This window comes from Streptomyces sp. NPDC014991 (genome assembly GCF_043080665.1).
Taxonomy (GTDB): Bacteria; Actinomycetota; Actinomycetes; order Streptomycetales; family Streptomycetaceae; genus Streptomyces.
The window spans coordinates 642305-658267 of record NZ_JBIBVY010000001.1; the positions used below are offsets into that span (position 1 = coordinate 642305).

The window sequence follows — 15963 nt, forward strand, 5'->3', positions numbered from 1 at the left end:
TGGTACTGTGGATGGCTGCGCCTCATGCCCTCTCAGCGCGAGGCGCTACAGACAATTTTGGATCACCGGAGCGGGACCCTTGCGGGCCCGCTCCTGAACCTGAAAAGGCTCCTTCGTGGCGAACATCAAGTCCCAGATCAAGCGGATCAAGACCAACGAGAAGGCCCGGCTGCGCAACAAGGCCGTCAAGTCCTCCCTGAAGACCGCGATCCGCAAGGCTCGCGAGGCCGCTGCCGCGGGTGACGTCGAGAAGGCCACCGAGCTCCAGCGCGCTGCCGCGCGTGCGCTCGACAAGGCCGTCTCGAAGGGCGTCATCCACAAGAACCAGGCCGCCAACAAGAAGTCGGCGCTCGCCGGCAAGGTCACGTCCCTCAAGGGCTGAACCCCCTTCTTGATCTGACCGCCGGAAGGACCCAGAGCGGGCCCTCTCTCTCCGCTCCCGTCCGGCATCCCGAGCCTGTACGCGGCCTGCGTTCGCCACGCGGGTACGGGCTCAACAGCTTGGTCCGAGGCCCCGGCTCCCACCCTTCCCCAGGGCGGACGCCGGGGCCTTCGGCATACACCGGCTCCCGGACACTCCTGACCCGGCCGCCGGCTCCGGACCCGGTTCCGGGCCGGCCCGGTCAGCGTCTCCTCAGCCCCGGCCCCGGGAGCGTGCCGCCCGGGCGATCGTCACGACCGCCTTCTCCAAGGCGTACTCCGGATCGTCACCGCCGCCCTTCACCCCCGCGTCGGCCTCGGCGACCGCGCGCATCGCCAGGGCGACACCGTCGGGCGTCCATCCCCGCATCTGCTGCCGGACCCGGTCGATCTTCCACGGCGGCATCCCCAGCTCGCGCGCCAGATCGGCCGGCCGTCCCCCGCGCGCGGAGGACAGCTTCCCGATCGCCCGCACGCCCTGCGCCAGCGCGCTGGTGATCAGCACGGGGGCCACCCCCGTCGCCAGCGACCACCTCAGCGCCTCCAGCGCCTCCGCCGTGCGCCCCTCCACGGCCCGGTCGGCGACCGTGAAGCTGGATGCCTCGGCCCGTCCGGTGTAGTACCGCCCGACGACCGCCTCGTCGATCGTGCCCTCCACGTCGGCCACCAGTTGCGACACCGCCGAGGCCAACTCCCTCAGGTCGCTCCCGATGGCGTCGCACAGCGCCTGGCAGGCCTCCGGGGTGGCCGACCGCCCGGTCGAGCGGAACTCCCCCCGCACGAAGGCCAGTCGGTCCGCCGGCTTGGTCATCTTCGGGCAGGCCACCTCCCGTGCGCCCGCCTTGCGCGCGGCGTCCAGCAGCCCCTTGCCCTTGGCCCCGCCGGCGTGCAGCAGCACGAGGGTGATCTCCTCGGCGGGCGAACCGAGATACGCCTTCACGTCCTTGACCGTGTCGGCGGACAGGTCCTGCGCATCGCGTACGACCACGACCTTGCGCTCGGCGAAGAGCGACGGGCTGGTCAGCTCGGCGAGGGTGCCGGGCTGTAGCTGGTCCGGGGTCAGGTCACGTACGTCCGTGTCGGCGTCGGCGGCCCGGGCTGCGGCCACCACCTCCCGCACGGCACGGTCGAGCAGGAGATCCTCCTGGCCCACGGCAAGGGTCACCGGGGCGAGAGGGGCGTCATTCGCAGTTTTCCTTGCCATCGCCTCAAGCATCCCACGCGGCACTGACACCGAACCGGCCCGAACACCCTGACCGGCCCCGGACCCGGCCCCGAGCCGGCCTCAGGGCTCTGGCCGTCCCCGGCGGAGGTTCGCTTCGCGACGGCGACGGCGACGGCGAGGATCACGGGCCACGGGTTACGGGCCACAGCCACAGCCACAGCCACAGCCACCCACGGTGCCCACCGTGCTCGCCGTGTCCACCACCCCGGCCGTGTCCCCGTGTCCCAATGTCCGCCGTCCGCCACGGCGCCGCGCATCCGGAGACCGCCGCGAGGCTCACGGCTCCTCGCGCCAGCCCTCCCACTCCCCCGCGAACGCGTCCAGCTCGGCGGGGTCGAGCCGCTCGTTCCCGTCCCGCAGGACCACCAGCCACTGGGCGTCCTCGGCGTCGTCCTCACCGGCCAGCGCGTCCCGGACGAGCCGGGGCTCCTCGTCGACGCCGAACCGCTCCCTGAGCGCCTCGGCCGCCTCCTCGGCGGCGTCACGGTCGGGCAGCACCAGCACGTGTCTCACATCGCTCACGGCCCCATTCTCCGGCACGGGTCCACACGCCGAAGCGGCAGGTCAGCCCTCAGCCCAGCCCCTGCCAGCGCCCTCCCGCCACCCGTACCTCCCCGTCCGCCCCTCCGGTTCCGCCGACCGCGAGCGCGCCGTCAGTCAGAGACAGGACCCCTCCTTCTCGGCGCTGTCGGCCCTGATGCACGACGTCCCAGCGGCGTACCGGCCGCCACGGTCGAAGACCTGGATCACCGAGGTCTCGTCGATCTGCCACCACGCGGCGAACGCCCCGGCGATGTACTGGGACTGCTTCTCCAGGGCGAGGACCTTGTCCGGGGCATCGGCGGCCTCGTAGTCGATCGTCGGGTGGTCGGACGCCACCTCGATGGCCGGGTACGCCTTCCGCTCGTACCCCCGCCACCTCGTCAAGTGCCTGACGGCCGTCTTCTGCGCGGTGGTCCCGTGCTCCGCGACGAACTTCTGGAACTGCGCCAGGGTGCCAGGAGTACCGACGATCTCCGCGAGGGGCAGGGCTACCTTCTTCGGCATCTGCCGGGCGGGCTTCGACGGGCCGGCCGTGGCGCCGGCAGTAGCGCTGGGCTTGGGCGTTGACGCGGCGTCCGACGTGCCGTCGCCACCGCCGCATTGCGAGGCCATCGACCAGACGAGCGCGATGACCAGAAGAACACCACATCCCAGGGCCGACTCGCTCGTGCTCCTGCTGCTGCCCACGTACTGGTCTCCGTTGAGTGCTGGAGGTCACCGACAGGCCTCACCGCGGGTGGAAGCTCTCTCATCCACCGGCTCGTGAGCGTGCGTGTGACGCATCGTGAAGAGGGCGCGCGCCACGGCGCCGGCTACTTCGGCAGGACCTGGCCCTGGTCCGTCACGTAGTAGTTGTTCCTGCACTCCAGGAGCGCGGCTTCGTCGACGTCGGTCGGCCCGCCGGCCTGTTGATTGCAGAACTTCACCAGGATCTGGAACTTCTGCGCGGTGGACACCCCGGCAGGCTGATCGTCCTGCTGCTGGTTGTTCCGCGACTCGTCGTCGACCTGCCCCTGCACCCAGGGATCCGGGGACGAGGCCCCCGAGCCGCCGTCAGATCCCAGGACCGCACCGCCCAGGAAGAACGAGGCCACGGCGACGGCGACCACGCCTCCCGCCAAGACCACCGGCCGCTTCCACCAGGGTGTCTCCACCCTCGCGAGAATGGCCTGGTACTGCGGGTCGGCCTCGTACTCGTCCCGCCAGCCGTCCGCCGGCTCCGTCGCGTCAGCCGTCGTGCGTGCCACGGGAGCGCTGGACGGGCGCGGGGGGACATTCGGGGGAAGTGGTGACGTGTTCTCCACCGGGAGCTCCTCAGGGCCCTGACCGGCAGCCAGAACGTGCACGGAGAGTCGGGCGCCACAGATTAGCCACGAGACATGCGTGGAAGCTACACGCACTCTCAACCGTGATCATGCCGTGAACTTCCGACGGGCCCCGAAGCCGCCGGTGTCCGCCCGGGTCCCGCAGCAACAGCCGCCGTGGCTCAGCGTTCTCTCGTCACCCGTACCTCCCCGTCCGTCCCTCCGGTGCCGCCGACCGCGAGCGCGCCGTCCCGGTCCGTGCGCAGCACCACCGCGCCGCCGGCCCGCAGCGCTGCCACGGTCGCCGGTGCCGGGTGGCCGTACGGGTTGTCGGCGCCGGCGGAGACGAGGGCCACCCGGGGTGCCGCGAGCCGTATCAGCTCGGGGTCCTGGTGGGCCGAGCCGTGATGGGCCACCTTCAGGACGTCCACCCCGGCCAGCCCGGCCGCCGCCGGGGACCGCAGCAGCGCCTGCTGGGCGAGGGGTTCGAGGTCTCCGAGCAACAGCAGCCGCAGCCCGCCGGTGCGCACGAGCAGGGCCACGCTCGCGTCGTTCGGCCCCTCCGGTTGCGGCAGGGCGCCCGGCCGGGCCGGGAACGCGCGCGTACCGGTGGGAGACCGCGTGCCCTCCGGCGGCCACAGGACCCGCCAGGCGAGCGGCCCGGCGCGCCGTTCCTCTCCCGCGACGGCCGTCGTGACCGGGATGTGCCGTCCGGCCGCCTCCCTCATGACGAACTCCGCCTGTGCGGCCGGTTCCGCGAACCCGGTGGTCTCGATCGCGGCCACCGAGCGGCCCCGCAGGACGCCGGGCAGTCCCGCGACGTGGTCGGCGTGGAAGTGGGTGAGCAGCAGGAGGGGGATCCGGGTGATGCCCAGCCGTGTCAGACACCGGTCGACCAGTACCGGATCGGGTCCGGCGTCCACGACCACCCCGGCGCCGTCTCCCGCCGCCAGCACCGTCGCGTCACCCTGTCCGACATCGCACATCGCGAACCGCCAGCCCGGCGGCGGCCAGCCCGTGATCACCCGGGTCAGCGGTGCCGGCCGCGTCACCAGCAGCAGGAGCAGCACCCCGAGCGCCCCGCACCACCACGGGTGCCGGACCAGTCTCCGGCCGGCCAGGACGATCACCACGGTGACCGCGGCGAGCAGCAGCGCCCCCGGCCAGCTCCCCGGCCAGTCCACACCCGCGCCGGGCAGCGCCGCCCCGGTCCGGGCCACCCCCGCGATCCAACCGGCCGGCCAACTCGCGCACCAGGCCAGCGCCCTGGCCACCGGCATCGCCACCGGTGCCGTACCGAGCGCCGCGAATCCCAGCACCGTGGCCGGTGCCACCGCCAACTCGGCCAGCAGGTTGCACGGCACCGCCACCAGGCTCACCCGGGCCGACAGCACCACCACGACCGGCGCGCACACCGCCTGCGCGGCGGCTGCCGCCGCCAGGGCCTCGGCGAGCCGCGGCGGCACCCGGCGCCGCCGCAGCGCCGCGCTCCAGCCCGGGGCCAGCACGAGCAGCGCGCCGGTGGCCAGGACGGAGAGCAGGAAGCCGTGACTGCGGGCCAGCCACGGGTCGTACAGCACCAGCAGCAGGACGGCCGTGGCCAGCGCCGGTACGAGTGATCCGCGACGGCCGGTGGCCAGGGCGAGCAGGGCGACCGCGCCACAGGCGGCGGCCCGCAGAACGCTGGGATCGGGCCGGCACACGAGCACGAAGCCCAGCGTCAGTACTCCCGCGAGCAGGGCCGTCGCCCGCAGTGAGAGCCCCAGCCGCGGGGCCAGTCCACGGCGCTCGGCCCGTCGGGCCAGGCCTGGTGGTCCGATCAGCAGCGCCAGCAGGATGGTGAGGTTGCTGCCCGAGACGGCGAGCGTGTGCGCCAGGTCCGTCCTGTCGAAGGCGTCGTCCAGCTCGGGCGTGATCCGCGAGGTGTCCCCGACGACCAGCCCGGGCAGCAGCGCCCGCGCGTCTGCGGGCAGGCCGTCGGTCGCCCGTCGCAGGCCGGCCCTGAGTCGCGCTGCCAGTCGCTGCGGGCCGCTCGGCCCCGCCACGATGCGCGGCTCCGGCCGGCCGCGCACCCGCAGCACGGCCGCGGTACGGTCGCCGCCCGTCAGCGCGGGCGCCAGCCGCCCGCTCACCCGCAGCCGCGTGGACGGCGTCAGCCCGAGCCAGGCCGCGCGCCCGGCGGGCCTGTCGCGTCCGGCGGCCGGCGGTGCGAAGCCGTGGCCGTCCCCGGCGCTGCCCCCAGGCGCCGGGACGTCCGTGTCGACGATCAGCAGCACGGGGGTTCGTGTCCGCGCACGCCTCCCGTCGGGCTCCTCGACGCCGCGCACCTCCGCCCGGGCCAGCACCGCCACGGGTGCCGCGCGGTCGCCCCGCGCCCGTGGCCTGCTCAGCCAGGGATCGCCGGTGATCTCGGCCTCGGCGGTCACGGTCGCGGACCGCCGGGCCAGCTCGGGTACCGGGCCGCGCCGCACGTCCGCCCCGTGCAGCCCCGCGGAGACGGCTGCCGCCGCGGCGCAGAGCAGCACCGCGGCGACGGGGGCACGAGTCCAGCCGAGCCGGCCACGCACCCATGCCGCGTCCCCCTCAGGCACCGTCCGCCGGACAGCCACCACCCGCCCGTCCGCCCCCGGTGCCGGCACCGGCACCGAGGTCACCGGTGTTCCCGGCAATGCCGGGGTGGCCGTCCCGGACCTGGGGTCGGCCGGGCCGTTCCGTGCGGTCCGGGCCGGCCGCCGCGCCGACAGCAGGGCGATCCCGCCGGCCAGACAGGCGGTCACGATCGCGACGGTCCAGGCCGGAGCCGCGTCCAGGGTCAGGGCCGCTGTGGCCCAGGCCGCGAGGGCGGGCGGTACCAGGCGCAGGTCCAGGGGGTCCGTCCGGCCCGTGTCCGTGACCGCGGACTCCTCGGGCCCCCCGGGCTCCTCCGGGCCGGCGCGCCCGCCCGCCTCGTCCGGTGCGCTGCTCATGGCCGGACCAGGTCGCGCAGATCGGTGAAGCGGCGGTCGCCGATGCCGTCGACCTGGCGCAGCTCGTCCACCGAGCGGAAACCGCCGTGCTGGGAGCGGTAGTCGATGATGTGCCGGGCCAGTACCGGGCCGACGCCGGGCAGGGCGTCGAGTTGGTCCACGGTGGCGGTGTTGAGGGGAACGGGCGGCGTGGGGCCCGTGCCCGCCGGTCCCGAGAGCGTGCCCGTGAGCGCTCCGGCGGCCGGGCCGGGTGGGGCGGCGGCCCCGGCCCCCGGGGTGCCGACGACCACCTGTTCGCCGTCGACCAGGAAGCGGGCGCGGTTGAGCCCTTCCGTGCTCACACCCGGCCGGACCCCGCCCGCCGCCCGCAACGCGTCGGCCACCCGGGCACCGGCCGGCAGCCGCCGGATCCCCGGCCTGCGGACCTTGCCGCCGACGTCCACGACGATCTCCGCCCCCGCTGTCGCCGACGCGCCGCTGCCCGCCCCGGCCGTGGCCGCACCGTTCCTCTGTGGGGACGGCGTCTGCGCGCGCACCAGCTGCGGTGCGCTCACGGGCTGGGGGCGGGCCGCCCAGAAGTGCTGCACGGCGAGGACGGCGGCGGCCACGAGCAGCACGGTGAGCGCCAGAACTCCCCGCCGCTCCACCGCGTACCGCGCCTGGAGCCATACCGGCATCCGTTCCCGCAGTGCCAGCCCGGCCCGCTCCCGCCGGCCCGGCACCGCTTCCTCCAAGTCCCTCGAGTCCCCCAAGTCCGTCAGGCCCGCCGTGTCCTGCGGGCCGCCCGGGCCCTCCGCCTCCGACGACCCGCGCTCACCGGCCCGTTGGGGTTTCGAGGGGGTAGCGGGCACCGGAGCCGGCCCGTCGGCCGGGGCGGACGCCGTGACCGGTCCCGGTGCCTTCGCGGACCAGGGCGTCGCCCGGGCGAGGCCGGGTGCCGGTCCTGTCCCCGCCGCCGTTGCCGTTGCCGTCCGCGTGGACCCGGGCGTGTCCGGCGGCGCGTTTCCCGACTCCCGCCACGGTGTGGCGCGTTCGCCGAAGAGGAGTTCCGCACGACGGCGCAGTTCCTCCGCGGGTGCGGGCGGGCGGTGGCGGGTGCCGCCGTGGCCGTGGCCGGTGGGGCGGCGGTGGCGGACGCGACCGTCGGAGGTGGGAGAGCGGCCGGGACCGCTGGTCGGCGTCGCCGTGCGTGGACGTGATCGAAGTGCCATGCGACGAGGATGGGACAATCCGCCGTCCCGCGATGATCTTGGTCAATTCCGGTGGACGACGGCCCTGTTGTGGACAACACCTTCACCCGAACGAGTGAATCGGTGCCCAGCGATCACGTTCGGGCCGGTGTGCGGCGCCCCCGGTGTCAGCGGGGTGAGACGACCGCGCCCAGCAGCCCGGGCCCGGTGTGTGCGCCGATCACCGCTCCGACCTCGCTGACATGCAGGTCGGCCAGGCCGGGGACACGTACCCGCAGCCGGTCGGCGAGCGCGGCGGCACGGTCCGGGGCGGCGAGGTGGTGGACGGCGATGTCGACCTCGGCGCCGGCCGCCCGCTCTGCGGCGAGTTCCTCCAGGCGCGCGATGGCCCTGGAGGCCGTACGCACCTTCTCCAGCAGCTCGATACGGCCGCCGCCCAGCTGGAGCAGGGGCTTGACGGCGAGCGCGGAACCGAGGAGGGCCTGCGCGGCTCCCATGCGGCCGCCTCGGCGCAGATAGTCGAGCGTGTCGACGTAGAAGTAGGCGGAGGTGCCCGCGGCCCGCTTCTCAGCGGCCGTGACGGCCTCGTCCACGGTGCCGCCCGCCGCCGCGGTCTCGGCCGCGGTGAGCGCGCAGAAACCGAGCGCCATGGCCACCATGCCGGTGTCCACCACCCGCACGGGCACCGGCGCCTCGCGTGCGGCGAGGACGGCCGCGTCGTAGGTGCCGGACAGCTCGGCGGACAGGTGCAGGGAGACGATGCCGTCGGCGCCGGACGCGGCGACCCGGCGGTAGGTCTCCGCGAACACCTGGGGGCTGGGGCGGGAGGTGGTGACGGAGCGCCGTTTCTGGAGCGCCTGAGCCAGGGAGCGGGTGGAGATCTCGGTGCCCTCTTCGAGGGCTCGGTCGCCGAGGACCACGGTCAGCGGTACCGCGGTGATGCCGTGACGCTCCATCGCCCGGGGCGGCAGGTAGGCCGTTGAATCGGTGACGATCGCGACATGGCGGGACATGAGCTGGAGGTTACCTGGCGGGGCGCTCGTGCGGCAGCCCGGCCCGTGCGGCGCGGGCGGACAGCGGTCCGCTCATGTGGTCTTCTCGGGACGGGACTTCTTCTGCCAGGGGAAGGAGGTGCGCCCGGCCGGCGGGGCGATCGCCTCGGGGGCCGGCTCTCCGGCGGGGCCGCCCGGTGCGGGGCGGGCACCCGGTGTGCGGGGCCAGGTCTGCTCCGTGGCCGGCCCGTCGGACGTGGAGGGGGCGGGCGCTTCGGGCCACTGCGGGGGTGCCTCGGCGGGCTCGGTACGCGTCCAGTGACGCAGGGCGCCCGCTTCCATGTCGATCTGGGCGCTGAGGCTGCCCAGGTCGTCGTCGGCGAAGCGGCGGGCCCGGTCGTGGACGGCCCAGCGCAGGGAGTCCGCGGACCGGGTGATGCGCTCGGTGCGTTCCCGCAGCCCGGGCAGGCGCTCGGCGAGCGTGGCCCGGTCCGGCTCGGACTCCAGGCGTTTGAGGTCGGCGTCCAGCTCGTGTCCGTGCACGCTGAGCCGCTGGAAGAGGCCGAGGGACTCCTTGAGCGACTCGTCCTCGGCCGCGCCCACGTCCAGCGCGTCCTGCGTGGCACGCATGGAGGTGCGCAGCGCGAGCCGCAGCTGGGCGATCTCGCCGGCCGGGCCGATCTGGGCGAAGGACTTGGCGCGCAGGGTGTGGTCCTCCACCGTGCGGCGGGCCTGTGCGATCGTCCGGTCGACCCCGCGCCTGGCGGCGCCGACCGCTTTGACCGTGGCGTACGTTCCCAGACCTACGAAGAGCAGGAAGAGCAGGGCGAACACGGCGATCACTACTTCCATGACGCTCCTCCTCGGGTCGGTACGGCGGGCCGCCGCGCTCTCCACGGTAAACGCAGCGGGCAGGCCCGGGGTTCCGCGAGAACCCCGAACCTGCCCGTAGGGGACTACCCCGACGCCGGTCGCACCCGGCACCCGGTGATCACGCCGGGACGATGTTCACCAGCTTCGGCGCCCGCACGATCACCTTGCGGATGCCCGCGCCGCCCAGCGCCGCGACGACCTTCTCGTCCGACAGGGCCGCCTTCTCCAGCTCCTCCTCGGAAATGGCGGGCGGCACCTCCAGACGCGCCTTGACCTTGCCCTTGATCTGCACGACGCAGGTCACGGTGTCGTCCACCACGTACCGCGGGTCGGCGACCGGGAAGTCCCGGTGGACGACCGATCCGGTGTGGCCCAGCCTGCGCCACAGCTCCTCGGCGACGTGCGGGGCCAGCGGCGCGATCATCAGCACCAGCGGCTCGGCGACCGAGCGCGGCACCGGGCCGCCCGCCTTGGTGAGGTGGTTGTTCAGCTCGGTGACCTTGGCGATGGCGGTGTTGAAGCGCAGGCCCTCCAGGTCCTGGCGGACGCCGTCGACGGCCTTGTGCAGGGCGCGCAGGGTCTCCTCGTCGGGCTCGGCGTCGGTGACGGTGACCTCGCCGGTGTTCTCGTCGACGATGTTGCGCCACAGCCGCTGGAGCAGCCGGAACTGGCCGACCACCGCGCGCGTGTCCCACGGGCGGGAGACGTCCAGCGGGCCCATGGCCATCTCGTACAGGCGCAGTGTGTCGGCGCCGTACTCCGCGCAGATCTCGTCCGGCGTCACCGCGTTCTTCAGGGACTTGCCCATCTTGCCCAGCAGGCGGCTGACCTGCTCGCCGTCGTGGTAGTAGGCGCCGTCGCGCTCCTCCACCTCGGCGGCCGGCACCGCGATGCCGCGGCTGTCGCGGTAGACGTAGGCCTGGATCATGCCCTGGTTGTACAGCTTGTGGAACGGCTCCGCGGAGGAGACGTGCCCCAGGTCGTGGAGGACCTTGGACCAGAAGCGCGCGTACAGCAGGTGCAGCACGGCGTGCTCGGCGCCGCCGACGTACAGGTCGACGCCGCCGTGCGGCCGGTCCTCGCGCGGGCCCATCCAGTACCGCTCGACCTCGGGGTCGACCAGTTGCCGGTCGTTGTGCGGGTCCAGGTAGCGGAACTCGTACCAGCAGGATCCGGCCCAGTTGGGCATGGTGTTGGTCTCGCGGCGGTACTTCCTGGGGCCGTCGCCCAGGTCCAGGGTGACGTTGACCCAGTCCTCGTTGCGCGACAGGGGCGTCTCGGGCCGGGTGTCGGCGTCGTCCGGGTCGAAGGTGCGCGGGCTGTAGTCCTCGACCTCGGGCAGCTCCAGCGGCAGCATCGACTCGGGCAGCGCGTGGGCGATGCCGTCCTCGTCGTAGACGATCGGGAAGGGCTCGCCCCAGTAGCGCTGGCGGCTGAACAGCCAGTCGCGCAGCCGGAAGTTGACGGTGCCCTCGCCGAATCCCTTCTCCCGCAGCCACTCGGTGATGCGGGCCTTGGCCTCGGTGACGCCCAGGCCGTCCAGGGACACGTCGCCGTTGGCGGAGTTGACGATCTTCGCGTCGTACGAGGCGAAGGCGTTCTCCCACGCCGAGGTGTCCGTGCCCCGGCCGTCGGTCGGTTCGACCACACAACGGACCGGCAGCTCGAAGGCGCGCGCGAACTCGAAGTCGCGGCTGTCGTGTGCCGGGACGGCCATGATCGCGCCGGTGCCGTAGCCCATCAGGACGTAGTCGGCGATGAAGACGGGGACCTGCGCGCCGTTGGCCGGGTTGGTGGCGTAGGCGCCGATGAAGACGCCGGTCTTGTCCTTGGCCTCGGCCTGCCGCTCGACGTCGGACTTGGCGGCGGCCTGCGCGCGGTAGGCGGCGACGGCCTCGGCCGGGGTCGCGTGGCCGCCGGTCCACGCCTCCCGGGTGCCCTCCGGCCAGGTCTCGGCGGTGAACTTCTCGACCAGCGGGTGCTCGGGGGCCAGCACCATGTAGGTCGCGCCGAACAGGGTGTCCGGGCGGGTGGTGAAGACCGTGATGCGCTCGCCGTCGATCGGGAAGCCGACGCGGGCGCCCTCGCTGCGGCCGATCCAGTTGCGCTGCTGGAGCTTGATGGCCTCGGGCCAGTCCAGCTCCTCCAGGTCCTCCAGCAGCCGGTCGGCGTAGGCGGTGATGCGCATGTTCCACTGGCGCAGCTTGGACTTGAAGACCGGGAAGTTGCCGCGCTCGGAGCGGCCGTCGGCGGTGACCTCCTCGTTGGCCAGCACGGTGCCCAGGCCGGGGCACCAGTTCACGGGCGCGTCGGAGGCGTAGGCCAGGCGGTACTCGCCCAGGATCTCGGCGCGCTCGGCGGCGGTCAGCTCGCTCCACGCGCGCGTGGTGCCCGGAACCGGCCGCTCACCGGACTCGAAGCGGGCGATCAGCTCGGAGATCGGGCGGGCCTTCCCCGCTTCCTCGTCGTACCAGGAGTTGAAGATCTGGAGGAAGATCCACTGGGTCCACTTGTAGTACTCCGGGTCGATCGTGGCGAACGACCGGCGCTTGTCGTGGCCCAGGCCCAGCCGGCGCAGCTGGGCCTTCATGTTCTCCATGTTGGCCTCGGTGGACACGCGCGGGTGCGTGCCGGTCTGCACGGCGTACTGTTCGGCCGGCAGGCCGAAGGCGTCGAAGCCCAGGGTGTGCAGGACGTTGTGGCCGGTCATGCGCTGGAACCGGGCGTAGACGTCGGTGGCGATGTAGCCCAGCGGGTGGCCGACGTGCAGGCCGGCGCCGGAGGGGTACGGGAACATGTCCATGATGAACTTCTTGGGCCTAGCCACCAGCTCGGGGTCGCCCGCCAGGTCGCCCGTGGGGTTCGGCGCCGCGTAGGTGCCGTCGGCGTCCCAGAAGTCCTGCCAGCGTGCCTCGATCTCGGCCGCCATGACGGCCGTGTAGCGGTGCGGCGCCGCCTCCGCCGGGGCGGCGGCGGTGGCAGCGGGGTTCGTCTCGCTCATGATCCTCAAAGCTCCATCGATCGTCTCTGCCCGCGGAAATGAAAAAGCCCCTCACACAGGAGGGGACGCCGCGCCGATGCCGACCTCACGGCTGACCGCCGGGTCGGTACTGATCAGCGCGGCCCGCTAAGCAGAAGGCGTACGGCACGCATGGCGTTAGGGTACCGCAGCCCTTGAGCAAGCGGCGACGCGCTTCCGTATGCCTGAGGGACATGTCACGCAGCCCGCCGGAACTGAATGAAGGTCAACGATGACCAGGCGTACCGTCCTCCAGGGACACCGCTCCAGTCGCATGGTCCGTTGATAACAACGCGATGACTCAAACCCCGTACTGATCGGTATGGCGCCACCTAGAGTGCGGCAGCGGGACCGCTTTCCCGAAACTGCTCGGAGTTGCCCCCATGAACCCTCGTCGTAGTACCAGCTCGCTCCCCAAACCGGGCCGCTCGGCCTATGGGGTGGCGTCCGCTGTCGTCCTGCTGCTGATACCCGTGTCCGTGCTGGTCGGAGGCAGCCAGTTCCGCGAGTTCCTGAACTTCGGCGCGGGCGTGCTGTCCCTCGTCTCGCTGAGCTGCTCGGTGATCTGGGGCCTGTTCGCCCAGGACCGGATCTTCCTGAACACCCGGCAGCGGATCGTCGGCCAGGCGGTGCACCGTACGACCGCGGTCGCCTCGATCGCGTTCCTGCTGCTCCACATCACCGCGAAGATCGCGCTCGGCCACACCCAGCTGATCGCCGCTCTCGTCCCGTTCTCGCTCGGCGTCACCGGCATCGCCGGCCTGATCGGTCTCGGTTCGCTCGCGGGCCTGCTGATGATCTTCGTGGGCATCACGGGCGCGCTGCGCAGCAACTTCGCCGCCCCGGCCCCGGTCGCCGCCCGCTGGCGGGCCATGCACATGCTGGCCTACCCGGCCTGGTGCGCGGCGCTGATCCACGGGCTCTACGCGGGTCGCGCGGCCAAGCCGGTCTTCGTGATCCTCTACAGCCTGTCCCTGCTGGGCGTGATGGGCGCCCTCGCGCTGCGTGCCGCCCCACGGCCGGTCAAACGCAAGGTCGCCGACCGGCTGGTGGCTCTGTTCGGCAGCTCCGAGCGGCCCGGGCTGGACGAGCTGGACGCGAGCCGCTCCCGGGCGTCCGAGTCGGCGCTGCCCGGTTACGGGAGCCGGCGGGAGGCCAGGCCGTCGCCCGCCGGACCGGCGACCTCCACCGCGCCGCTGTACCAGTCCCCCGCGGCGCCCGCGCCGGATCCCGCCGCGGGCTTCGCGGCGGCCTACCGCGCGGTGTCGACGCCGGGCACCCCGGGCGGAGCGTTCCCGGGCAGCCCGTTCGCGGCCGGCCGGACGACCCGCGCGGACCTGCCGCTGGACCTCCAGCCCACGGAGGCCGTCCCGCGCGTGGACGGCCCCTCCAGCACCTCGGGCAGCTGGCCGGTACCGTCCCCGCCGCCGGTCGGCGAGGCCCCGCCGTCCGCGTACGACCCGCTCCAGGACACCGGATACACCATCCCGGTCTACGGCAATCCGGACGCCGGCGGATACGGCGGAAGTGACGTGTACGACACCGGTGAGACAAACGGCCTCTACGGCACGTACAACCCGAGTGACACGTACAACAGCGGTCCCGCCACCGAAACGCTGCCCGGCGCGTCCTACGACACGTCGGGTTCGGGCGAACCTTGGAACACGCCTTCCGGAGGCTTTAAGTGAACGAGGCCCTGCCCGACGTCCCCGAAGTCCGCGTGGTCGGGCTTCCCCAGCTCACGTCGGGCTTCGACCTTGTGGAGCGGCTCGATCTGCCCATGCACCTCAAGGTGCACGGGCCGCTCGACCCGCTGGGCGGCGAGCAGCTCGCCCAGCTCTCCGAACGCATCAATCTCAAGGGCCGCGGCGGGGCCGGCTTCCCCTTCCACAGGAAGCTGCGCTCGGTCGCCGAGGCGGCGATCAAGCGCGGGGTGCGGCCGGTCGTCGTCGTCAACGGCAGCGAGGACGAGCCCGCCTGCCGCAAGGACACGGTGCTCATCAACCGCGCCCCGCACCTGATCCTGGACGGCGCGCTGCTGTGCGCGGAGGCACTCGGCGCGCGCACCCTGGTCATCGGGGTCACCCGGGAGTCCACCCAGCGCTCCATGGAGGCGGCGCTCGCCGAGCGGGGCCTGAGCAACAGCCGTAGATCGGCGCTGCGCGCGTGGGTGCAGCGCAATCCGGTGCGCATGGTCACCGGCGCCGCCGCCTCGCTGATCCGCTCGGTCGACGGCGGTCCGGCGATCCCGCCCGGCCGCAAGATCAGCGCCTCGCAGAGCGGGGTCGGCGGAGCGCCCACGCTGCTGTCGAACGCGGAGACGTTCGCGCAGCTGGCCATCGCCGCCCGCATCGGCCCGGAGCGGTACGGCAACACCGGCCTGTACGACGAGCCGGGCACCGTGATGCTCACCGTGTCCGGCGCGGTCGCCCGTCCGATGGTGATCGAGGTCCCGACCGGCGTGCCGCTGCGCTACGTGCTCCAGCTGGCGGGCGCCCCGCCGGTGCCGCAGGGCGTGCTGACCGGCGGTTACCACGGCAAGTGGATCGACGCGGCGACGGTCGACGAGGCGATCGTCTCCCGCAACTCACTGGACGCGGTGGGCGGTTCGCTGGGCGCGGGCGCCATCCTGCCGATCAGCCAGGACACCTGCCCGCTGGGCGAGTCACTGCGGGTGGCGCAGTGGCTGGCCGAGGAGAGCGCCGGCCAGTGCGGCCCCTGCTACCTGGGACTGCCCGCCGCCGCGCGCGGGCTGGAGGACATCCTCAACGGCGGCGGACCGGCCGCCCTGGAGGCGCTCAAACAGGTCGCCAAGAACGTCAAGCGGCGTGGGGCGTGCTCCCATCCGGACGGCTCGGCGATGTTCCTGGAGTCGACCATCAAGGCGTTCACCGACGACCTGGCCGCCCATGTCCTCGGGAACGGCTGCGGGCGGCCCGTGGCGGGCGTGCTGCCGCTCTTCGAGGGGGGCAGGGGCCCCACGGGCATCGCGGGCGGCGCGGAGCCGGAGGAGACCGGCGGCAGCCGTCAGAAGATCTACGTCGACTGGACGCTGTGCCGGGGCCACGGGCTGTGCGCGGACATCCTTCCGGAGGTGTTCGAACTCGGCGCCGACGGCTTCCCGACCGTCGCCCAGGCGCAGGTGCCCCGGTACGCCGAGGCGAAGGCGCTGCGCGCGGTGCGCCGCTGCCCGGCGCTGGCGCTGCGCCTCGAGGAGGACACGCGCGGGCAGGCACCGGCGCGCAATCTGCCCGTTCTCTCCCAGGGGCGCGGCCGGCGCGCGCTGGGCCGCTGATCCCACGGCGAGGGGGGGGGCCCCCGGCCGGGGGCCCCCCCCCCCCCGCGCGGGGGCGGGGGGGTTGGGGCCCCGGGGCCACCCCCCCCCACCCGGCCCACATACGGAAACGACACCCCGGGAAAACAACAACCCC

General features: G+C 73.4%; 12 protein-coding genes. 3 read left to right on the plus strand and 9 right to left on the minus strand.

Annotated elements, in window-relative coordinates; all coding sequences use genetic code 11:
• The first annotated feature begins 115 nt into the window (after positions 1-115).
• The gene (gene rpsT, locus ACF1BE_RS02890; RefSeq protein WP_373909534.1) at positions 116-382 is read left to right on the plus strand and encodes a 30S ribosomal protein S20; all 267 of its coding nucleotides are present in this window, start codon (positions 116-118) and stop codon (positions 380-382) included.
• Between the two features lie 252 nt (positions 383-634).
• Here rpsT and holA read toward each other — a convergent pair whose 3' ends face one another.
• From holA to leuS, 9 genes are all read right to left on the minus strand, one after another.
• On the minus strand, positions 635-1624 hold the full coding sequence (gene holA / locus ACF1BE_RS02895; RefSeq protein ID WP_392197191.1) for a DNA polymerase III subunit delta: 990 nt from the start codon (positions 1622-1624) through the stop codon (positions 635-637).
• Positions 1625-1921: 297 nt separating this feature from the next.
• Positions 1922-2167 carry a hypothetical protein gene (locus ACF1BE_RS02900; RefSeq protein ID WP_392197192.1) on the minus strand — a complete coding sequence of 82 codons (246 nt, stop codon included), beginning with the start codon at positions 2165-2167 and terminating at the stop codon, positions 1922-1924.
• A 135-nt stretch (positions 2168-2302) separates the two neighbouring features.
• Positions 2303-2875, minus strand: coding sequence for a hypothetical protein (locus ACF1BE_RS02905; RefSeq protein ID WP_392197193.1), 573 nt, complete (start codon positions 2873-2875; stop codon positions 2303-2305).
• Positions 2876-3000: 125 nt separating this feature from the next.
• Positions 3001-3435 (minus strand): hypothetical protein, encoded by a 435-nt coding sequence (locus ACF1BE_RS02910; RefSeq protein ID WP_392197194.1) that lies wholly within the window; start codon positions 3433-3435, stop codon positions 3001-3003.
• 239 nt (positions 3436-3674) lie between these two features.
• Positions 3675-6458: a ComEC/Rec2 family competence protein gene (locus tag ACF1BE_RS02915; protein WP_392197195.1), complete on the minus strand. Its 2784-nt coding sequence runs from the start codon at positions 6456-6458 to the stop codon at positions 3675-3677.
• Positions 6455-7669, minus strand: coding sequence for a helix-hairpin-helix domain-containing protein (locus ACF1BE_RS02920; protein ID WP_392197196.1), 1215 nt, complete (start codon positions 7667-7669; stop codon positions 6455-6457). Before ACF1BE_RS02920 ends, ACF1BE_RS02915 begins: the two co-directional genes overlap by 4 nt.
• A gap of 146 nt (positions 7670-7815) precedes the next feature.
• Positions 7816-8661, minus strand: coding sequence for a DegV family protein (locus tag ACF1BE_RS02925; protein ID WP_392197197.1), 846 nt, complete (start codon positions 8659-8661; stop codon positions 7816-7818).
• Between the two features lie 72 nt (positions 8662-8733).
• Positions 8734-9492 (minus strand): hypothetical protein, encoded by a 759-nt coding sequence (locus tag ACF1BE_RS02930; protein WP_392197198.1) that lies wholly within the window; start codon positions 9490-9492, stop codon positions 8734-8736.
• Positions 9493-9631: 139 nt separating this feature from the next.
• A complete protein-coding gene (gene leuS, locus ACF1BE_RS02935; protein ID WP_392197199.1) occupies positions 9632-12514 on the minus strand; it encodes a leucine--tRNA ligase in 2883 nt (960 codons plus the stop codon).
• A gap of 401 nt (positions 12515-12915) precedes the next feature.
• Between leuS and ACF1BE_RS02940 the strand changes: the two genes are divergently transcribed.
• Positions 12916-14220 (plus strand): cytochrome b/b6 domain-containing protein, encoded by a 1305-nt coding sequence (locus ACF1BE_RS02940; protein WP_392197200.1) that lies wholly within the window; start codon positions 12916-12918, stop codon positions 14218-14220.
• The gene (locus tag ACF1BE_RS02945) at positions 14217-15827 is read left to right on the plus strand and encodes an NADH-ubiquinone oxidoreductase-F iron-sulfur binding region domain-containing protein (protein WP_392197201.1); all 1611 of its coding nucleotides are present in this window, start codon (positions 14217-14219) and stop codon (positions 15825-15827) included. The genes ACF1BE_RS02940 and ACF1BE_RS02945 overlap by 4 nt, the downstream gene beginning before the upstream one ends.
• Positions 15828-15963: the final 136 nt, after the last annotated feature.